The 18,883-nt window shown below is 74.3% G+C and carries 19 protein-coding genes; 7 read left to right on the forward strand and 12 right to left on the reverse strand.

Going from position 1 to position 18,883, the window contains the following annotated elements; genetic code table 11:
• Nucleotides 1-13: 13 nt before the first annotated feature.
• A complete protein-coding gene (locus CLV92_RS07835) occupies nucleotides 14-937 on the reverse strand; it encodes a DNA/RNA non-specific endonuclease (protein ID WP_245886551.1) in 924 nt (307 codons plus the stop codon).
• A 129-nt stretch (nucleotides 938-1,066) separates the two neighbouring features.
• Between CLV92_RS07835 and CLV92_RS07840 the strand changes: the two genes are divergently transcribed.
• Nucleotides 1,067-1,921 (forward strand): SGNH/GDSL hydrolase family protein, encoded by an 855-nt coding sequence (locus CLV92_RS07840; RefSeq protein ID WP_104432236.1) that lies wholly within the window; start codon nucleotides 1,067-1,069, stop codon nucleotides 1,919-1,921.
• A gap of 44 nt (nucleotides 1,922-1,965) precedes the next feature.
• On the opposite strand, the gene CLV92_RS07845 is transcribed toward CLV92_RS07840, so the two are convergent.
• Nucleotides 1,966-2,832, reverse strand: coding sequence for a Rieske (2Fe-2S) protein (locus CLV92_RS07845; protein ID WP_104432304.1), 867 nt, complete (start codon nucleotides 2,830-2,832; stop codon nucleotides 1,966-1,968).
• A 270-nt stretch (nucleotides 2,833-3,102) separates the two neighbouring features.
• Between CLV92_RS07845 and CLV92_RS07850 the strand changes: the two genes are divergently transcribed.
• A complete protein-coding gene (locus tag CLV92_RS07850; protein ID WP_104432237.1) occupies nucleotides 3,103-3,750 on the forward strand; it encodes a glycosyltransferase family 2 protein in 648 nt (215 codons plus the stop codon).
• Nucleotides 3,751-3,769: 19 nt separating this feature from the next.
• On the opposite strand, the gene CLV92_RS07855 is transcribed toward CLV92_RS07850, so the two are convergent.
• The gene (locus CLV92_RS07855) at nucleotides 3,770-4,558 is read right to left on the reverse strand and encodes a SigB/SigF/SigG family RNA polymerase sigma factor (protein ID WP_211290960.1); all 789 of its coding nucleotides are present in this window, start codon (nucleotides 4,556-4,558) and stop codon (nucleotides 3,770-3,772) included.
• 309 nt (nucleotides 4,559-4,867) lie between these two features.
• Here CLV92_RS07855 and CLV92_RS07860 point away from each other — a divergent pair, with 309 nt between their 5' ends.
• Nucleotides 4,868-5,869 (forward strand): NAD-dependent epimerase/dehydratase family protein, encoded by a 1,002-nt coding sequence (locus CLV92_RS07860; RefSeq protein ID WP_104432238.1) that lies wholly within the window; start codon nucleotides 4,868-4,870, stop codon nucleotides 5,867-5,869.
• A gap of 113 nt (nucleotides 5,870-5,982) precedes the next feature.
• On the opposite strand, the gene CLV92_RS21365 is transcribed toward CLV92_RS07860, so the two are convergent.
• From CLV92_RS21365 to CLV92_RS07890, 7 genes are all read right to left on the reverse strand, one after another.
• Nucleotides 5,983-6,132 (reverse strand): hypothetical protein, encoded by a 150-nt coding sequence (locus CLV92_RS21365; protein WP_158257169.1) that lies wholly within the window; start codon nucleotides 6,130-6,132, stop codon nucleotides 5,983-5,985.
• 169 nt (nucleotides 6,133-6,301) lie between these two features.
• Nucleotides 6,302-7,354 carry a YihY/virulence factor BrkB family protein gene (locus CLV92_RS07865; RefSeq protein WP_104432239.1) on the reverse strand — a complete coding sequence of 351 codons (1,053 nt, stop codon included), beginning with the start codon at nucleotides 7,352-7,354 and terminating at the stop codon, nucleotides 6,302-6,304.
• Nucleotides 7,355-7,569: 215 nt separating this feature from the next.
• Nucleotides 7,570-8,526 (reverse strand): DUF3618 domain-containing protein, encoded by a 957-nt coding sequence (locus CLV92_RS22850; RefSeq protein WP_104432240.1) that lies wholly within the window; start codon nucleotides 8,524-8,526, stop codon nucleotides 7,570-7,572.
• Entirely contained in the window at nucleotides 8,502-8,933 is a 432-nt protein-coding gene (locus CLV92_RS07875) for a phage holin family protein (RefSeq protein WP_104432241.1), read from the reverse strand. The genes CLV92_RS22850 and CLV92_RS07875 overlap by 25 nt, the downstream gene beginning before the upstream one ends.
• On the reverse strand, nucleotides 8,930-10,504 hold the full coding sequence (locus CLV92_RS07880; protein ID WP_104432242.1) for a hypothetical protein: 1,575 nt from the start codon (nucleotides 10,502-10,504) through the stop codon (nucleotides 8,930-8,932). Before CLV92_RS07880 ends, CLV92_RS07875 begins: the two co-directional genes overlap by 4 nt.
• Before the next feature lie 62 nt (nucleotides 10,505-10,566).
• Complete coding sequence (locus CLV92_RS07885) at nucleotides 10,567-10,980, reverse strand: DUF2382 domain-containing protein (protein WP_104432243.1); 414 nt, start codon at nucleotides 10,978-10,980, stop codon at nucleotides 10,567-10,569.
• Nucleotides 10,981-11,047: 67 nt separating this feature from the next.
• Nucleotides 11,048-11,902, reverse strand: a complete 855-nt coding sequence (locus tag CLV92_RS07890; RefSeq protein ID WP_104432244.1) for a DUF2382 domain-containing protein — start codon at nucleotides 11,900-11,902, stop codon at nucleotides 11,048-11,050.
• A gap of 373 nt (nucleotides 11,903-12,275) precedes the next feature.
• Here CLV92_RS07890 and CLV92_RS07895 point away from each other — a divergent pair, with 373 nt between their 5' ends.
• From CLV92_RS07895 to glpK, 4 genes are read left to right on the forward strand one after another with little or no spacing between them, the layout of a single operon-like run.
• The gene (locus CLV92_RS07895; protein WP_211290961.1) at nucleotides 12,276-13,016 is read left to right on the forward strand and encodes a TetR/AcrR family transcriptional regulator; all 741 of its coding nucleotides are present in this window, start codon (nucleotides 12,276-12,278) and stop codon (nucleotides 13,014-13,016) included.
• Nucleotides 13,017-13,070: 54 nt separating this feature from the next.
• A complete protein-coding gene (locus CLV92_RS07900) occupies nucleotides 13,071-13,718 on the forward strand; it encodes a DUF6434 domain-containing protein (protein ID WP_211290962.1) in 648 nt (215 codons plus the stop codon).
• Complete coding sequence (locus tag CLV92_RS07905; RefSeq protein ID WP_104432245.1) at nucleotides 13,673-14,422, forward strand: IclR family transcriptional regulator; 750 nt, start codon at nucleotides 13,673-13,675, stop codon at nucleotides 14,420-14,422. Before CLV92_RS07900 ends, CLV92_RS07905 begins: the two co-directional genes overlap by 46 nt.
• Entirely contained in the window at nucleotides 14,419-15,951 is a 1,533-nt protein-coding gene (gene glpK, locus CLV92_RS07910) for a glycerol kinase GlpK (RefSeq protein ID WP_104432246.1), read from the forward strand. The genes CLV92_RS07905 and glpK overlap by 4 nt, the downstream gene beginning before the upstream one ends.
• Before the next feature lie 55 nt (nucleotides 15,952-16,006).
• Here the strand turns inward: glpK and CLV92_RS07915 are convergent, their stop codons facing one another.
• Nucleotides 16,007-17,032: a phosphatidylinositol-specific phospholipase C domain-containing protein gene (locus tag CLV92_RS07915; protein ID WP_104432247.1), complete on the reverse strand. Its 1,026-nt coding sequence runs from the start codon at nucleotides 17,030-17,032 to the stop codon at nucleotides 16,007-16,009.
• Between the two features lie 190 nt (nucleotides 17,033-17,222).
• Nucleotides 17,223-18,881 carry a glycerol-3-phosphate dehydrogenase/oxidase gene (locus tag CLV92_RS07920; protein ID WP_342762250.1) on the reverse strand — a complete coding sequence of 553 codons (1,659 nt, stop codon included), beginning with the start codon at nucleotides 18,879-18,881 and terminating at the stop codon, nucleotides 17,223-17,225.
• Between the last annotated feature and the right edge of the window lie 2 nt (nucleotides 18,882-18,883).

Consider the following 18,883-nt stretch of genomic DNA (forward strand, 5'->3'; position numbering starts at 1 on the left):
CGCCGCGCCCCCGTCACCAGACGACGTCGTCGGGGGCCGACACCCGCCGCCATCCCGCGGGGACGCCGGCGGCCCGGGCGGCGACGGCCGGCAGCCGGTCCGCGGCGGGCAGGGGCCCGAGGTCCAGCCCCGTCAGCAGCGCGACGTCGCGCACCGGCACCTGGAACGTGCGGTAGGGCTCCAGGTCCGGAACGCGCCCCGCCCGCTCGGCCCGGGCACCGAATCGCTCCACCATCGCCGACTGGTCGAGGAGGAACGCGCTCGCCGCCAGCTCCACCGTCCGGCCCGCCCGCAGGTGCGCGACGACCTTGTAGAACCGCCGCGGCAGCGCCACCCCCCGGTAGACGGGGTCGTCGTCGGCGAAGACGGGGCCCGTGACGACGGCGAGGCGCTGGTCGTAGGTCTGCGCGTACTGCAGGACGTGGTCCTCCAGTCCGAGCCACAGCTCCTCGGACTGGTTGAACCCCGCGTGCTGCGGGGCGGCGTTGGTGTAGCAGAACGTGTCGGAGTTGGCCTGTGCCGCCTCCTCGGGCGTTCCCCACACCGGGTCGCGGCGGCGCACCAGGTGGCCGCGGTCGAGGTCGTTGCGCGCGTACACCTCGGGGCCGGTCTGCTGCTCCTGCGGAACCCGGGGGTCCAGCCACCACTGCGATCCGGCGCGGTCCACGTCGCGCAGCCGGGCACCGTCGACGGCCGCGACGGTGGCCACCGCGAGGCGCCGGTCGGGTCGCAGCACGACCGTGAAGTGGGTGTAGGGCAGGACGACGACGGGGGGTGCGTGCGGGCCGGGCACGGGCAGCGGGACCGGCAGGAGCGGGCCGGGCGCCAGGAACCGCGGGTCGAACCCCGTCCTGCCTCGCAGTTCGACGTCGTCGCGGTGGACGGCGAGCCGCTCGGCGGCGGGTCCGGCGCTCGTCCAGGGCATGGCCTCGCTCATGGCAGAACTCTGCGCCAACGGTCGGACACCATGCGCAACGTCTGCGGGCCGATCCGGTGACCAACGGGTGAACGCCCGACGACCGCACCCGGCTGTCCGGAGCACCGGGCGGCAGACCACCATGGGCGCGTGGACCCGACGCCCGACGCCCTCTGCAGCGGCACCGCCGCGCGCTCCGGTGCCGCTCCCCGGCGCTTCGTCGCGGTGGGCGACTCCTTCACCGAGGGGTTCGTCGACGTCGACGAGTCCACCGGCGGCTACCGCGGCTGGGCGGACCGACTGGCCGAGCACCTGGCGGGGCTGTCGACCGCCGGCCGTCCGGACGGTGCGCTGACGCCGCTGGAGTACGCCAACCTCGCGGTGCGCGGACGGCTGCTGCCGGAGATCGTCCGGGAGCAGCTGCCCCGCGCCCTGCGCCTGGACCCGGACCTCGTCAGCCTCATCGGCGGGGGCAACGACCTGCTGCGCCCGGGTGCCGACCCGGACGCGCTGGCGGAGCTGCTGGAGGACGCGGTGGTGCGGGTGCGGGCCATCGGCGCCGACGTGCTGCTCGCCACCGCGATGGACACCCGGCAGGCTCCGCTGCTGCGCCGCAACCGCGGGCTGACCGCCGTCTTCAGCGCCCACGTCTGGTCGATCGCGGCCCGCCACGGCTGCTCGGTGCTGGACCTGTGGGGGATGCGCTCGCTGCAGGACCGGCGGATGTGGGCCGCGGACCGCATCCACCTGACCCCCGCGGGCCACGAACGGGTGGCGCTGGCCGCGCTGGAGGCCCTCGGTGCTCCGCTGCCCTCGGAGGCGCCGGACTGGCGCGCACCGTTGCCGCCCGCTCCTGCGAGGGCGCGCGCCGCGGCGCTGTCGGAGGACGCGGCCTGGGTGCGCGAGCACGTGCTGCCCTGGGTGGGCCGGCGGTTGCGCCGCCGTTCCTCCGGGACGGGCCGGCACGGCAAGCGCCCCGACCCGGCGCCGGTGCGGCTGCCCTGAGGGCGGTCCGCGGGCCGGTCGGTCCCTCGGGCGCGGTGGATCCCTCAGGCTCCGGGGACGGTCACGATGCGGGCCTGGACGACGCCGTCCACGACGCGGGTGTCGAAGCGCGGCTGGTGGGCGATGGCGGGGCCTCGCACCACCGATCCGGCCTCCAGCTCGAAGGCGCTGCCGTGCCACGGGCAGACGATGCAGTCGCGGCCGCGGACCTGCTCGACGCTGCCCTCGGAGAGCGGCGCACCGAGGTGCGAGCAGCGGTCGGCCAGGACGCTCACCGCGTTCCCGCCGCGGCGCACCATCACGACGTCGACGTCGCCGCAGCGCCCGCGCACGGGCTCGCCCTCCACCAGCTCCGCCAGCGGGAGGAGGGGCTCCCAGTCCTTGGGCGCGCGGTGCGGCACGTCCTCGGCGTGGTTGGCCCCGACGGCCCACCGGGTCGCGAGGTGCCCGCCGATGAGGGCACCGAGGCTGGCCGCCGCCGTGCCCGCGAGGCGCCAGCGCCGGCCGCCGCGACCGCGCAGGTGGCGCACGACGCCGACCGAGACGAGGGCGACGGCCACCTCGTTCGCCGCGGCGTGCACGAGCCCCATGCGCTTCTGGTCGGAGTGCAGGTCGGACCAGTCGACGAGCCCGGCGAGGGCCGTGGGCAGCGCCGCGGCCACGCCCACGCCGGCGAGCAGCGCGGCGGCGGAGGCGCGCGACCTGGAGGGCGAGACCACGTCGGCGAGGTCGAGGACGGCGGAACTCAGCCACGCCCCCGCCGGCAGCATCGCCATGGCGGGGTGGGCGGGGTGGCCGAGGGGGACGCCGTGCAGGAGGTCGCGCACGGGGGCGGGAATGGTGCTGTGGACGAGGTCCGACAACCGCTCAGCGACGGGGTCGAGGGCGGTGAGCTCGGTGAGGCGGTCCATCCAGTCACCGAGGGGCGAGGCGCTTCCGGGTCGGGCGGTGCTCATGGAGGTGGTCACACCGCTGCAATGACCCGTGCGGCCCCCCCGAAACCCGTCCCGGCGCGCGGCGGCCCATCAGTGCACCAAGAGTGAGATTCCGCTACTTTCAGTGCAAGTTTCAGTTCGGCGACGGAGCGGGCCGGCCAGACCGGCCGGCCGGGAGCGGGAGCACATGCGGACGCGCCAGGCGAGATGCCCCGCCCCACTCCACCGACACCCCGGACCGCGGCGGTGACGCCGCGGGCAGCGGTCGTGGCCCTGGGCGTGGCCGCGGAGCTCGAGGCGACCGCCGGCGAGCTCGACGAGTGCCTCACGTGCCTCGTGGCCGCCGCGGACGAGGCCTCGGCCAGCGGCGTCCCCGTCGTCCTCGTGGCGGGGCTGCGGGTTCCCGACGGCGCCTGCGCCCGCCTCGTCCACGGCTGGCGGGACCTGACCCGGCCCCTGGACGCCGTCACGTTCCTCGACCTGGCCGTGTGCCTGCCCGGCGCACGGCGCTGGGCGGTGGGCGCCGGGCTGGGGGCGCCGGCCGTGCGGGCGCTGCCGCGGCACGAGGTGGCGGTGCTGACGACGGAGTGCTCGACCACGGTCGGGACGGACTGGATCCTCGGCCACCTCGCGCACCTCGCCGACGGGCCGGTGGCCAGCACCGCCGCGGTCGTCCCCGGCGACGCGACGTCCGGCGGCGCCTTCCACGCCCGGGGGGCGAACATGGCGGTGCGCGCCGACGCCTACCTCGCCGCCGGTGGGTTCCCCGCCACCGACTCCGGGGAGGCCGAGGTGCTCTGGCAGGCGCTGCTGTCGGCCGGTCAGCGGGTGTGCCACGCGATGACGCCGGTGGTGACCCGCAGGGCCGCCTCCACCGCCCGCCTGCCCGGTTGAGGATCTTCCGCGGAACGGCTCAGGCGGCCTCGGCGTCCAGCTGGCGGCGCAGCTTCGCCAACACCTGCGACAGCAGCCGGGAGACCTGCATCTGCGTCACCCCGACGTCGTCGGCGATCTGCGACTGCGTCCAGCCGTGGTCGAAGCGCAGCGACAGGATCCGCTTGTCCCGCGGGGGGAGCTGCTTCAGCAGCGGCCGCAGGCTCACCGAGTCCACGACGTGCTCCAGCCGCGGGTCGGGCCCGCCGAGGGTCTCCGCCAGGGAGAGCTCCCCCGCGCTGTCCACCTGCTGGTCGACCGAGCGCACGTGGTACAGCTCCACGCTGGCCAGGCACTCGGTGACGTCCTCGATGTCGACGTCGAGGTACCGCGCCACCTCCGACACCGTCGGCGAGCGGTCGAGGCGCTGCACGAGCACCTCCTGGGCGGCCTCGACGCTCGCCCGCAGTTCCTGGATGCGCCGCGGCGGGCGGATGTCCCAGCCGCGGTCGCGGAAGTGCCGCTTGACCTCACCGGAGATGGTGGGGACCGCGTAGGCGAGGAAGTCGCGACCCCGGCCGGGGTCGTAGCCGTCCACCGCCTTGACCAGGCCCAGCGATGCGACCTGCACGAGGTCGTCGATGCTCTCCCCGCGCCCCCGGTACCGCATCGCGATGCTCGTCGCGACGGGCATGTTGAGGCGGATGACCTCCTCGCGCAGGCGCTGGCGCTGCTCCTCGCCGGCGTGCGTCATCTCCGTGAAGAGCCGCGCTGTCGCTTCTCGCCGCGCGTCGGTCTCCGACATCCCCTGCGCGTCCACGTGTGCCACCCGACCGTCCTCGTGGGATCTTCCGCCGCCGTTCGCCCGACGGCCCCACGGCACCACGCGGGGGGACCTCCCGCAACCCGATCATGGAGCAGGCTCGACGGCCACAGCCGTCCCGCCCGATGGCGGCGCTGCGGTCGCACGGGTCGCGGTGGTGGGGGAGGCTGGCCGCGACGTCCGTTCTGCCGTGTCTCTCCGTCGGCCCGTACCCGCCGCTCCCCCGCTCATGCACGTGGGAGCGGCACCGCCGAGGAGAGCACGGCGACGGAGTGGGGAGCCGCGCGCCTGCGGCCTGGACGAGGAGCCGTCGCCGTGCGAGTGGTCGTGGTCGGAGCCAGCGGGAACGTCGGGTCGGCGCTGCTGCGCCGCCTGGCGGCCGACGAGACCGTGACGGGGGTCGTGGCCGTCGCCCGGCACGTGCCCGACCGGGCCTCGTGGCCGGCGGGCGTGGAGTGGGTCAGCGCGGACGTCTCCTCGCGGTGGTCGGAGTCGCGGCTCGTGGAGGCCGCCCGGGGTGCCGACCGCCTGGTGTCGCTCTCGTGGGGGATCCAACCCGCCCACGACGAGGCGGCGCTGTGGCGCACGAACGTGGACGGGACCCTGCGGGTGCTGCGCGCCGCGCGGACGGCGGGTGTGGCGCACGCCGTCTACGTCTCCTCGATCGGCGCCTACGCCCCGCGGCCACCGGGGGACCCCGTGGCGGGCGCGGTCGGCGAGGACCACCCCGTCACCGGTGTCGGGACCTCCCAGTACAGCCGCCAGAAGGCCTGGGTGGAGCAGTTCCTGCCCGCGGTGCGCGACCTGCCGCTGGCGGTGCTGCGCCCGGGGCTGGTGTTCCAGTCCAGCGCCGGTCACGAGGTCGTGCGGTACTTCCTCGGCAACCTGGTGCCCCGGGTGGTGCTGCGCCGGCGGGCCGTGCCCGTCCTGCCGCTGCCCGGCGACCTGGTCGTGCAGGCCGTCCACGCCGACGACCTCGCCGAGGCCATCCGCCTCGCCCTGCACGCCCGCGCCGAGGGGGCGTTCAACGTCGCGGCAGAACCCGTGCTCGGCCCGGCGCAGTTCGCGGAGGTCCTCGACGCGCGGCACGTGCCGGTCCCGGCGAAGGCGTTGCGGACGTTGGCGTCGGTCACGTTCCACGCGCACCTGCAGCCGTCGGAACCGGGCTGGATGGACCTCGCCCTGCTCTCACCGGTGATGCGGACCGACCGCATCCGCGCGGAACTCGGCTGGGAACCCACCTGCACCTCCACCGAGGCGCTGGCGGAACTGCTCGACGGGGTGCGGCGCGGAGCCCCGGACCGCCCGCCCCTGTGAGGGCAGTCCAGGACCCTCACAGGGGGCGGGCGCCGATCCGGCACCCGGAACCGGCCCGCACGTGATCCGCGCCGGCTGAGCGCGGGGACCGGGCCTGGGGCCGCGGTCCTGCGTCAGTCCTGGGTGTCGGCCTGCTCCGCCTCGTCGGCGAACCCGGTGTCGTTGCCGTAGCCGTCCGCGGTGGGTTCCTCCGCGGCTCCGGCCGAACCGGGGCGGTCGTCCTGGGCCTGCTGCGGCTGCGCGTCCTCGGGCTGCGTGCTCATGGGGCTCCTCTCCTGGTGCGGGCACCGTCCCGCGGCACGTCGATCGTCGTGCAGGGGCACGCTGCGCGCACCCCGGCCCGGGTGCCGCACGGACACGCAGAGGCGCCCCGCCCCCGCCGGCGCGGGGGCCGGTGGGAGCGGGGCGCGGAAACTGCCCCGGGGTGCTCGCTCAGGAGCGACCGCGGGACTTCTCCTCCATGCGGCGGTCCGCCGTCGCGGAGAGGGGCTGGTCGTCGCGCAGGTCGATGCTGCCGTCCGCGTTCGCCACGGTGTCGGCGGCGAGGGCGTCGCGATCCCCCATCGGCTGCGGCTCGCCCTGCGTGGTGTCTTCGGCCGTCTGGCGCTCGGACTCCGCGTTCACCTCGGCGCCGAGGAGGATGGCGTAGCTCGTGATCCACAGCCACACGAGCAGGATCACGACACCCGCGGAGGCGCCGTAGTTCTTGGTGTAGGAGCTCTGCCCCAGGACCGACATGTAGAGCGTGAAGCCGATCGAGGCGACGATGAAGAGGGCGGTGGCGATGATGGCGCCCGTGCTCGTCCACTTGAACTGCGGAGCGTCGCGGTCGGGGGCGACGCGGTAGAGCACGCCGAGGGCCGTCATGAGGATGGCGACGAGCAGCACCCAGCGAACCGCTGCCACCAGGAACCCGAGGGCGGTGCCGCTGAGACCGACGGCGTCGAGCACCGGCGGGAGGATGGCGACGAGGGCGATCGCGAGCAGGAAGACGACGATCGCACCGACGGTGAGGGCCAGGGCGGTGGCCTTCTGCTTGATGAAGCCGCGGGTCTCCTGCTCGTCGTACGCCGCATTGATGGCGTCCATCATGTTCTGCACGCCGCTGGATGCGCTCCACAGGGCGATCGCGACGGCGAACGCGAGGCTCCAGCCGGCCGCCGCCTTGTTCTGGGCGATGGTCTCAGACTGGGTGACGACGATCTGGCGGGCCGCGTCCGGGATGGCGGGACCGAGGGCTTCGATCTGGGCCTTGATCTCCGCGGGGTCGCTGACCAGCTGCCAGATCAGGAACGCCGCCGTGAGCGCGGGGAACAGGGCGAGGAACGCCTTGAAGGCCACACCCGCCCCCAGCAGGGGGACCATGTCCGTCTTGGCCTCGCCCCAGGCGCGCTTGAGGATCTGGAACCACCCCTTGGCGGGGATCTGGGTCGGCTTCTTCGCGTCGTGTCCGGGCGCGAGGGCGCCCTCGGAACTCCTGCTCATGCCTGTCGTCTACCCCGTAGACCGGCTTTCCATGCCGCCCCGGCGCGGGGAGATGCCGCGCGGGGCCGTTTCACCCGAACGGGGGCGGCGCCACCGCGTTCGCCGTGCATCGGGACGACCCGTCTGATCGGCGCCCCGGTGCGCACGACGGCGGGGCGGGTGCTGTCCGCACCCGCCCCGCCGTCGCCCCCCGGTACCGGGGTGCAGTCCTCGGACTACTGCTGCGTGCTGCCCCGAACCTCCTGGGTGGCCTCCTGCCCGTGCTGCTGCACGGTCGAGGCGGCTCCCTGGGCGTCACCACGCACCTGCTGGGTGGCCTCCTGGCCGTGCTGCTGCACGGTGGACGCCGCGCCCTGCGCGTCCTGCTTGACCGTGGAGGCGGCCTCCTGGCCGTGCTGCTGCACGGTGGCGGCTGCGCCCTGCGCGTCCTCCTTGACGGTGGACACGGCGCCCTGCGCGTCCTCCTTGACCGTCATGGCGGCGACCTGCGCGGTCTCCTGGACCGACTGGGCAGCCTCCTTGGCACGCTCGCCGAGGTTGCTGCCGATCTCCTGGGCCACGGACTTGGCCTCCTCGGCCACGCCCTGCCCGTGGGTCTTGGCAGCGTCCACGACCTTGGCGGTGGCCTGCGCCTCCGCCTTGGTGGCGGGCAGCAGCGCCGAGAGGAGCCAGCCCGCACCGAAAGCGACCAGACCCGCGGCCAGCGGGCTGCCCTGGGCGCGCTGCCGGGCGGCGGCGGCGGCCTGGCTGGTGGAGGGAACTCCCTGGCGGGCCGAGGAGAGCTTCTCCCCCACGCCGGAGGCGCCGGAGGAGACGCGCTCGCCGAGGCCGGAGGCACCGGAGGAGACGCGCTCGCCGAAGCCGGAGGCGCCCGCCGAGACGCGCTCGCCGAGGCCGGGGCCCGACGAGGTGTCGCTCTCACCGCTGCCGGAGAAGGCGCCGGTGACGCGCTCGTGGGTGACGGACAGCTTGTCCTGGGCGGTGGTGACCGTGTCGTGGGCGGTGCCCATGATGCGGTCCTTGACGCCCATGACGGCGCCCACGGCCCTCTCCTTCTGACGGGAGGCGATGTTGCTGGGGGTCAGACGCTGGGTCAGCTCGTCGAGGTCGGCCGTCAGCGAGCTGCGGGTCTCCTCGATGTCGCGCTTCAGCTCGTCGGGTGCTTCGCCCACTGCACGTCCTCCTTCAGGGTGATGGTGGTCTTCTCCAGCGGCGGGGGGATCTTCTGGAACTCCTTCTTGCCGCGCATGGCGAGCACCGCGGCGACGATCCCCCAGATGAGGGTCACGATGAGCGTGGCCCAGCCGTAACCGATGAGGTCGCCGAGGACGAGCACCAGCAGGGCGGACAGGCACATGAGGAACAGCAGTCCGGCGACCGCAGCCCCCGCGAACATCCCCGCGCCCTTGCCGGCCTTCTTGGCGTCCTCGCGGAGCTCCGTCTTGGCGAGCTGGACCTCCTTGCTGACCAGCGTGGAGAACTCGGTGGTGATGCTGCCGACGATCTCGCCGATGCTCCGCTCGCCGCCGTTGGCCCGCGATGTCGTGCCGGGGTCCTCGACCGGGTGCGATCCACTCACGGCAGCTGTCCCTTCATGGTGTTGTCACCCGTCCGGCCCTCGTGGGACACGGACGGAACGTCGGAGGGGATGTGGTGGGGGAGCAGGTCCTCGTTGGGGTTGTCCCCCGTGCTCGGCTCGTAGGCGGTGCCGCCGCCGGACGGGCTGGACCACTCGCTCGAGGTGCCGACCGTGCTGGCCGCCGTCGTCGGGTAGGTGCTCGCCGTGGCGGTGGCCATCGACTCCGAGGCCGTGAGGTCCACGGTGGTGGCGCTGGTCGCGGTCCCGGTGCTGGCCGGCAGCTCGCCGGAGCTGCGGCGCTGCCCCAGGGGTGCGTCGTTGGTGCGGTCCGAGTTCGCGGTGGCGCTGCGGGTCACCCGCCCGGCGAGGACGCCCGCGGCGACCGCACCGAGGAGGAACGCGCCCGGCCGGCGCCGAGCGAGGGAACGGCTCTGCTCCAGGAGGTCGGCGGCGCCGGTGCCCTCCAGGTGGGTGCTCCACGTCTGGACGCGCTCGCCCAGCTGCCGCACGACCTGCGAGGCGTAGCCGGAGCGGCTGCTGGAGTCCGCCATCTCCTGGAACTCCTCGGCCACCTCCCGCAGCATCGAGGCGAGCCGGTCGCGCTGGCTCTCGCCCTGCTCGCTGATCTGCTTGCGCAGGTCCCCGAGCAGGTCGGCGGCGTGGGTCTTCACCTCGGCGACGACCTCGCCGGCCTGCTCACGGGCGGTCTGCGCGACGGAGGCGGCCTGCTCACGGGCGGTCCCCGCGACGGCGCTCGCCTGCTCCTTCGCGGTCCCCGCGACGGCGCTCGCCTGCTCCTTCGCGGAGCCGGCCACGGCCCCGGCCTGCTCCTTCGCGGTCCCCGCGACGGCGCTCGCGTGCTCCTTCGCGCTGCCCGCGACGGCGCTCGCCTGCTCCTTCGCGGTCCCCGCGACGGCCCCGGCCTGCTCCTTCGCCGTGCCCGCGACCTGCTGGGTGCGGCTGCCGGACTCCTGGTCGTCGCCCGCGGTCGTCGTGGCGTACTCGCCCGAGGCGTAGCCGGCGGCGTAGTGACCAGCCGCCGGGGTCGTCGACTCCAGCGAGCCGCCCTCGGTCGAAGCGGTCGTGGTCTCGCCGTAGCCGGTGCCGTAGGACCCGGCGCCGTAGGACGTGGTGCTGTTCTCGCTCGTCATCCCGCTCGTCGTCTCGTAGGAGGTCGTCTCGGTGGGGCTCGTGTAGGAGGTCCCCGTGCTGTAGGCGGACGTCGCGGCGGGCGTCTCGTAGCCCGTGCCGCTCGTCGCCCCGCCCTGGTAGGAAGAGGATCCGTACTCCGGCGTCGCCTGGTGCTCGGAGCCGTACGACGAGGTGGTCTCGTCGCGGTCGGGGGTGACCTGCTCGGTGAAGGTCTCCTCCATGCCGACGCCGTCGGAGTCCCCGCCCTCGGCGGGGTCGCTCTCGGGGGTGACGCTGGCCTGGTGCGAACCGGTGACGTCCTCGGCGGTCCCGTACTCGGTGGTCTCGTACTCCCCCGTGCCGTACCTGCCGGTCCCGTAGCCGCTGCTGCCGTGACCGCCCGTGCCGGACCCGTAGTCTCCGCTGGAACTCGTCGACATGCTGCTCTCCTCGTCCTGGGTCGTCTCTTACCCGTGCGTTGCGTTGCGCTCGACCGGCTGCGTCACGGCTGTGCCGTCCGCGACTCCTGCGGCAGTTCGTCGACGGTCAGGTCGACTTCCTCGTGGCGGAGGACGTCGGAGACCACCTGCCTGCCGGTGACCTGCCGCACCCGGACCCGCACCTGCTCGGTGGGCCGGACCCGCAGGGAGACCTCGGGGACCTCCTCGTGCAGGACCAGCACCAGCTCCTCGGGTGCCTCTCCGGACGCACCCGTGGCGTCCGAGCCGTCGAGCGGCTCGTGGCGGACCACGAGCTGCTCGACGCGGACGGGGACTTCGAGGGTGCGGACCTCCGTGGTGATGCGCTTGGAGATCCGCACCCTCTCGCGGGGAACCCGGACCACGCCCACCTGCAACTTCTCTGCCGACAGCACGATGTCGCGCTCGGAACTCTCAGGTGTGTGCGGCGTGGTCATCTCGTGCTCCTCGCTGAGTTCGGTCCCGGCGCCGGGGGGAACCCGGCGGGTGGTGCGGGTTGGTCGCTCAGATGCGGTCGCGACGGTCGTCACCGCGACGGCCGCTGCGGACCTCGCTGTCGGTGTCGACGTCGATGACCTCCTTGCGGACCTCGTCGGTCACCGTCTGCTGCTCGGTGAACTCCTGGGTCCCGAGGCGGACGCGCTCGACGGGCACGGTCTCCTTGCGCACGACGGCCTCCTCCTCGTGGAGGATCACCTCGTGCTCCTCCTCGGTGAGGTCCCCACCGGACATCGCCTTGCCGGCGTTGGCCTCGGTGATGGGCTCGCGCTCGACGACGACCTCCTCACGGGTGACCGGAACCGTCTCGGAGACCTGCTCGCTGACGATGTGCTTGCGCAGACGGGCGCGGCCGGCCTCGCGGCGCACGACGCCCGCGTGGATGCGCTCCTCGGAGCGAGTCATCGCGTCGTCGGTGTTCGGGCCCGAGGTGTCGTGGCCCGCACCGCGCACGCCGACCTCGTCGCGGTCGCGGATGCCGTCGCGGTCACGGTCGACCACGCCGGTGGTGGTGCCCGTGGTCTCGTACGTGCCAGAGGTGCCGGCGAGCCCGTAGTACTCGTACAGGCGCTCCTCCTCCTGCGGGGTGAGCTCCGCGTCGGTCTCCATGCGCGGAGCGTCCTTGACCTGCGACTTGCTGTAGGGCACGCGGATGTCAGTACCGCTGATGCTCGCGCGGTCCAGCGGCACGAACGTCTCGGAGGTGCCGAAGAGGCCGGTCTTCACCGTCACCCAGCTCGGCTGTCCGGTAGCGTCGTCCAGGTAGACGGTGCCCACGCGGCCGATCTTGTCGCCGTCCATCTCGTAGACGGTGGCGTCGTAGAGGGCGGCGACGTCGGTGCGGGAGGTGTTCTCGGTCATGTCTGCTCCTGTCGTCGTGTGTGGCCTGTGGCGCGGCTGGCTCTCGCCGCGGATGGTTCTGGGCGTCCACGTCCGAGCCACGGCGTACTGACGGGTGCGTTCCGAGGCACCCGCACGCCTCTCCGGGGCTCCCGGAGCGGCTGCACGCCATGTCTACTCCGTAGACACCGAGGCGGCCATCCGAAACCGCCTTCGAGGATCTAGTTCCCCCCTGGCGGCGGATGTATGCGTCGAAACACGGATCTTTCGCCGCCCCGGAGCGTCCCGGCACCTTTCCTGACCTCGCACGTGTTCACCCCGGCGCGCTGGGTACGGGGATCGACGGGACGCCGGTGAGCGGTCCCCCACGCACGGGCGACGAGGGGAGGATGCGGTGGACGACGTACTCACGGGGAGCGGCACCAGGGCCGCACCGCCGCGGCCCACGACGGCGGTGTCGCCGCGGCAGCTCTCACCTGAGCGCGTGGTGCAGGCCGCCGTCGAGTTCGTCGACAAGCACGGCCTGGCCGAGCTGTCGATGCGGCGCCTCGGGGCCTACCTGGGGGTGGACCCCATGGCGCTCTACCGCCACGTGGCTGGCCGCGACGCGCTGCTGGACGCGGTGGTCGAGGTGGTGGTGGAGGACGTCCTGGACACGATGCGGCGCGAGACGGCCGACAGCTCCTCCTGGCAGGACTACCTGCACCGGCTGGCGTTCGCGGTCCGCGGCGCCGCGCTGGAGCACCCGCAGGTCTTCCCGCTGGTGGCGACGCGCCCGCCGGCCGCCCCGTGGCTGCGGCCGCCGCTGCGCAGCGTCCGCTGGGTCGAGCTCTTCCTCTCCACCCTGCGGCGGGCGGGCTTCACCGGCCGCCAGGCCGTGGCCGCCTACCGCGCCTTCACCAGCTTCCTGCTCGGCCACCTCCTGCTGGAGGTCTCCGCCCTCGGTGTGGACACCGGGCCCGAGCCCGAGCTGGAGCCGGACGGCGACACCGAGGACCTCGATGACTTCCCCACCGTGCGCGGCCTCCAGCCGGAGCTGACGGAGGACCACTCCGCCGCGGAGTTCCAGCGCGCCCTCGACGACCTGCTGGCCCGCGTGGAGGAGATGCGCCTCGGGGAGGACCCCGCCGTCTGAGCGCCGTCCGGCGTGGCGGCGCCGACACGCGCGGGACAGCGGCAGACTCCCGGCATGGACGAGCAGCGCCCCGCCCCCTCCCCCACCCTCAGCGGCGCGGAGCTGCAGCGCTGGTACTGGCTGAAGGAGGAGCTGCTCGTCCTGGCGCGGCAGCTCGGCGTCCCCCGCGGGGGCGGCAAGCAGGAGCTCACCGCCCGCCTGGCCGCAGCCCTCGACGGACGCTCGCTCCCGCCCCCCACCCCCCGGGCCCGCACGAGCGGCGCCCCCCTGCCCGAGCCGCTGACGCCGGACACCGTCCTCCCGCCCGGCCAGCGCTGCACCCAGCAGCTGCGCGCGTGGTTCCGCGAGCAGGTCGGACCGGGGTTCCGCTTCGACGAGCCGATGCGCACGGTGGTGGCCGCAGGATGCACCCTCGGCGAGGCCCTGGAGCACTGGCACGCCACGCGCGAGCGCCCACCCGCGGACATCGGCGAGCAGTTCGAGCTGAACCGCTTCCTGCGCCGGTGGCGGTCCGAGCACCCCGGCCGCAGCCACCGCGAGGCCCTCACCGCGTGGGCGGCACACCGCGCCCGCCCCCGCCCCGCGGCACCCGACCGGGGGGTGCAGCCACCGGAAAGGCTCCCGCCCGGGCCGTCCGCGGCCGTAACCTCTGGCGCGTGCCGGGATCCATCCAGTCCATCGAGCGCGCCGCCGCGCTCCTGAAGCTGATGGCCCGCACCCCCGGAGGGCTGGGGGTGGTCGACGCCGCCAACGCCCTCGGCCTGGCCAAGGGCACCACCCACGGCATCCTGCGCACCCTCGTGGGCGTGGGGTTCGTCGAGCAGGACCCGGCGGGCCGCTACCGCGCCAGCGCCACCCTCGCCGACCTCGCCGAGGCGGGTCTCGACGCCAACGAGCTGCGCTCCCGGGCCGTCAACTGGGCCGACTCCCTGGCCTCCCGCACCGGCGAGGCCGTCCGCATCGCCACCCTCACCGAGGGCGGCGTGCTCGTCGTGCACCACGTCTTCCGTCCCGACGACAGCCAGCAGGAGATGGAGGTGGGCGACGTGCTGCCCGCCCACGCCTGCGCCCTCGGCAAGGTGCTGCTCGCCTCCACCGGCACCCCCCGCGGCCACCTCGTCCGCTACACCTCCCGCACGATCACCCAGCCGCTGGCGCTGCGCCGGGCGCTGACCGCGGTGCGCGAGCAGGGCTGGGCCCTCGACGTGGACGAGCACGTGCCCGGCCAGGCGTCCATCGCCGCGCCCGTGCGCGACCGCGGCGGGCTCGTGGTCGGTGCGATCGACGTCCACGGCGCGGTCGACGACCTCGTCGACCCCCGCCTGCGCCCCCGCGCCGGGCTCGTCCCCGCCGTCCGGCACGCCGCCCGGGCCATCTCGCGCGACCTCGGGGCGGAGTCCGCGTGAGCCGCGGGCAGGCGACCCAGGCACCGGGACGCGACGGGTTCGTGGTGGCGATCGACCAGGGCACCACGTCGACGCGCTGCATCCTCTTCGACCACGACGGCCGCCTCGTCGCCGTCACCCAGCGGGAGCACCGCCAGCACTACCCGCGGCCGGGCTGGGTCGAGCACGACGCCGCGGAGATCTGGCGCAGCGTCGAGCGCCTCGTGCCCGCGGCGATGGCCCAGGCCGGTGCGGGGCCCGACGACGTCGTGGCCATCGGCATCGCCAACCAGCGCGAGACGACGGTGCTGTGGGACCGGCGCACCGGCGAGCCCGTCGGGCGGGCCGTGGTGTGGCAGGACACCCGCACCTCCGACCTGGTGGACGAGATGGCCGCCGACGGGGGCGCGGAGAAGTACGTCGAGCGCTGCGGGCTGCCGCTGGCCACGTACTTCTCCGGCCCGCGCCTGCGCTGGCTGCTCGACGCCACCCCCGGCCTGCGCTGGCGCGCCGAGCGCGGGGAGGTGCTCTTCGGGACGATCGAGTCGTGGCTGGTGTGGAAGCTCACCGGCGGCCCGGACGGCGGGGTGCACGTCACCGACGTCACCAACGCCAGCCGCACCATGCTGATGAACCTGCAGACCCTCGACTGGGACCCGGCCATGCTCGCCGCGATGGACGTCCCCGAGGCCGTCCTGCCGGAGATCCGCTCCTCCGCGGAGGTGTACGGCCGCGCGCGGACCGTCGTCCCCGGCGCCCGCATCGCAGCGGCGCTCGGCGACCAGCAGGCTGCGCTGTTCGGGCAGACGTGCTTCTCCCCCGGCGACGCGAAGTGCACCTACGGCACGGGCAGCTTCCTGCTGATGAACACCGGCCGGGAGATCACCCGCTCCTCCCACGGGCTGCTCACCACGGTCGCGCACCGGATCGACGGCGAGCCGGCCAGCTACGCACTGGAGGGCTCCATCGCCGTCACCGGCTCCCTCATCCAGTGGCTGCGCGACAACCTCGGGCTCATCTCCACCGCGCCGGAGGTGGAGACGCTGGCGCGCACGGTGGAGGACAACGGCGGCTGCTACTTCGTGCCCGCCTTCTCCGGGTTGTTCGCCCCGCACTGGCGCAGCGAGGCGCGCGGGGTCATCGTCGGCCTGACCTCGTACATCACGAAGGGCCACCTCGCGCGGGCGGCGCTGGAGGCGACGGCGTGGCAGACGCGGGAGGTGGTGGAGGCGATGGACGCCGACTCCGGCCTGCGGCTCGCGTCGCTGCGCGTCGACGGCGGGATGACGTCGAACAACCTGCTGATGCAGACGGTCGCCGACGTCCTCGACGCGCCCGTCGTCCGGCCCATGGTGTCCGAGACGGTCTCGCTGGGCGCGGCCTACGCGGCGGGGCTGGCGGTGGGGTTCTGGTCCGACCTGGACTCCCTGCGCCGGCGGTGGCACCGGGCTGCGCAGTGGCGCCCGGCGATGGAGCCGGAGCAGCGGCAGTCCGAGTGGGAGAACTGGCAGGAGGCGGTGCGCCGGACCTTCGGCTGGATCCGGCACTGAGCGGCAGGCGCGGGCGGCGGGCCGGCCGGTCGCCGCCCGCGCCTGCCGCGCGACCTCAGCGGCGCGCCTCCACGGCGGTCAGCACGCCGCGCAGCGCCCGCCAGTCCGAGGTGATGACGCTCGCACCGCGACCGGCGAGCAGCCGCAGGCGCTCGCGCGCCTGCTGTTCGGTGGGATCCGTGGCGCTGATGGCCGGCGCCACGGCGTGCGCGTCGGTCATCACGACGAGGTAGTGGTTGCGCACGTACCAGGAGGTGTCGATGCCACCGGAGGCGTAGGCGCCGGCATCGCCGTCGAACACGACGAACCAGGGGCGCAGGCCCGCGTCGGCGTAGCGGGTCCGCGGGTCGCCGGGCGCTGCGCGGTGCACGGCGGGGAACGCCTGCGCCTCCCCGAACCGCCCGGCAGCGTGCAGGGCGCGCAGGTGGGAGGCGTACTCCACGTCCGTCCACAGGGTGTCGTTGGGGTTCCGCTCCTCCAGCGTGCCAGGGATGAGCTCGACCACGACCCTCCCCGCCAGCGCCGCCCGCGACGGCCAGGCGCCGGCGCGCGCGGCGGCGTCGAGGTGGGGGTGCCCGCCCAGCAGGTCGGCGGGCCGGAACACCCGCGAGCCGAGGTGTCGGCGCACGTACGCGTCGAACTCGTCCGGGCCGAGACCGGCGCGGTTGTCGAAGCCCTTCTTCAGCTCCACCTTCACGGTGATCGGGCCCGCCGTGGGGTGGGCGTCGAGCCACAGGCGCAGGTCGTCCAGGCAGGAGGCGAGGTCCTGGTTGCGGTCCCCCGTGTAGAGCTGGGCGGGGCTGCTCGCCTTGACGCAGTTGTTGTCGTTGCCCAGGGGCTTGTCGTGACTGACCCGCCACCGCCGCGAGAACGGGTCCGCCCACACGTCCAGCTCCAGCAGCGTGGTGCCGGCGTCCAGCCCCTGCGCCAGGTACGTGTAGGCGCTCTTGGAGTAGCCGTTGTGCACCCCGACCGTGGTGACCTCCGACAGCCGCGGCCCTGCGGCCGCTGCGGGGTCCACCCCCACCGCGAGAGCGGTGAGCAGGGTTGCGGCGGCAGTCGCCGCGGGTCGTGCGCGCACGGGCTCTCCAGGGTTCGGCGGGGTCGGGCCCGTGGACGCTAGCCGCCGTCGGGGCACCGGGAGGAGGACCTCGGTGGGCCGCGGTGTGAACGCGACGGGAACGCAGCGGTCCCGGCCCCGGCCGGGACCGCCTGCGCGGCGGTCCGGCCGGGGCCGGGACCGTCCCCTCCGCTCCCCCGGTCCCGACCGCTCAGGTGACCGGTACGACCTCCGGTGCCTGCAGCCGGATCGCGTCGGCGGAGGCGTCGTCGGGAACCTCCTGCGACGCCCGCTCCGCACGCACCCGCTCCAGGTACAGCTGCACCTCCCGCTCGGTGCGCTCCGCGTCCCAGCCCAGCGGAGCGGCCATCAGCTCCGCCGCGAGCCGAGCGCTCTCGGTGCCGCGGTCCCACGTCTCGATGGAGATGCGGGTGCGGCGGGCGAGCACGTCGTCGAGGTGGCGGGCGCCCTCGTGCGTCACCGCGTACACCACCTCGGCCCGCAGGTAGTCGTCGGCGGCGGGCAGGACGCGTCCCAGCTCCGGGTCGGCCTCGACGAGGGCCAGGACCTCGGTGGTGAGGGAGCCGTAGCGGTTCAGGAGGTGCTCGACGTGGTCGACGTGGATGCCCGCACGGGAGGCGAGGCGGTGGCGCTGGTTCCACATCGCCTTGTAGCCGTCCGCGCCGACCAGCGGCACGTCCTCGGTGGTGGACTCGGGCACCTTGCCGTCCATGCCCTGCACCGCCACGTCGACCGCATCCTTGGCCATCACCCGGTACGTCGTGTACTTGCCGCCCGCGACGACCACGAGGCCGGGGACGGGATGGCCGACGACGTGCTCGCGCGACAGCTTGCTCGTGGACTCCGACTCGCCCGACAGCAGCGGGCGCAGGCCGGCGTAGACGCCCTCCACGTCCTCCCGGCTCAGCGGCGAGCGCAGCACCGCGTTGACGTGGTCGAGGACGTAGTCGATGTCCGCGCTGGTGGCGGCGGGGTGCGCCTTGTCCAGGTCCCAGTCGGTGTCGGTGGTGCCGATGATCCAGTGCCGGCCCCAGGGGATGATGAACAGGACGCTCTTCTCCGTGCGCAGGATCATCCCGGTGCGCGACTGGATGCGGTCGCGCGGCACGACGAGGTGGATCCCCTTGGACGCGCGGACCTTGAACTGCCCGCGGGCGTTGACGAGCTCCTGCGTCTCGTCGGTCCACACACCGGTGGCGTTGATGACCTGCCTGGCGCGGACGGGGATCTCCCGGCCGGTCTCCAGGTCCACGACGATCGCGCCGACGACGCGCTGGCCCTCGCGGAGGAACTCCCGGACCCGGGTGCGGTTGGCCGCCGCGGCGCCGTAGTGGACGGCCGTCCGGGTCAGCATCATCGTGTGGCGGGCGTCGTCGACCTGCCCGTCGTAGTACTGGATCGCGCCGACCATGGCGTCCTTGCGCAGGCCGGGGGCCTCCTTCAGCACGCCCTTGCGCGAGAGATGGCGGTGCAGCGGGAAACCGGTGTTGTTCCCCGAGGACACGGCCATGGCGTCGTAGAGGGCGATCCCGGAGCCGACGTAGGGCCGCTCCGCGAAGCGCTTGGTCAGCGGGTACAGGAACGGCACCGGCTTGACGAGGTGCGGGGCGAGCTTGTTGCGCAGCAGCCCCCGCTCGCGCAGCGCCTCGTGCACGAGGGCGAAGTCCAGCATCTCCAGGTAGCGCAGGCCACCGTGGATCAGCTTGCTCGACCGGCTCGACGTGCCGCTGGCCCAGTCCCTGGCCTCGACGATGGCCGTGCGCAGCCCCCGCGTCACCGCGTCCAACGCCGCTCCCGCCCCGACGACACCGCCGCCGACGACGAGCACGTCGAACTCCCCGCGCGTCATCT

Origin of the sequence: Kineococcus xinjiangensis (assembly GCF_002934625.1) — a bacterium.
Lineage (GTDB): Bacteria > Actinomycetota > Actinomycetes > Actinomycetales > Kineococcaceae > Kineococcus_A > Kineococcus_A xinjiangensis.

Excerpts from the sequence above, each read along its gene's own strand:
- CLV92_RS07900 (WP_211290962.1), top strand. The coding sequence starts at position 13,071 with ATGGACGAGCAGCGCCCCGCCCCCTCCCCCACCCTCAGCGGCGCGGAG.
- CLV92_RS07845 (WP_104432304.1), bottom strand. The coding sequence starts at position 2,832 with ATGGACCGCCTCACCGAGCTCACCGCCCTCGACCCCGTCGCTGAGCGG.
- CLV92_RS07890 (WP_104432244.1), bottom strand. The coding sequence starts at position 11,902 with ATGACCGAGAACACCTCCCGCACCGACGTCGCCGCCCTCTACGACGCC.
- CLV92_RS07920 (WP_342762250.1), bottom strand. The coding sequence starts at position 18,881 with ATGACGCGCGGGGAGTTCGACGTGCTCGTCGTCGGCGGCGGTGTCGTC.
- CLV92_RS07865 (WP_104432239.1), bottom strand. The coding sequence starts at position 7,354 with ATGAGCAGGAGTTCCGAGGGCGCCCTCGCGCCCGGACACGACGCGAAG.
- CLV92_RS07880 (WP_104432242.1), bottom strand. The coding sequence starts at position 10,504 with ATGTCGACGAGTTCCAGCGGAGACTACGGGTCCGGCACGGGCGGTCAC.
- CLV92_RS07885 (WP_104432243.1), bottom strand. The coding sequence starts at position 10,980 with ATGACCACGCCGCACACACCTGAGAGTTCCGAGCGCGACATCGTGCTG.
- CLV92_RS21365 (WP_158257169.1), bottom strand. The coding sequence starts at position 6,132 with ATGAGCACGCAGCCCGAGGACGCGCAGCCGCAGCAGGCCCAGGACGAC.
- CLV92_RS07835 (WP_245886551.1), bottom strand. The coding sequence starts at position 937 with ATGAGCGAGGCCATGCCCTGGACGAGCGCCGGACCCGCCGCCGAGCGG.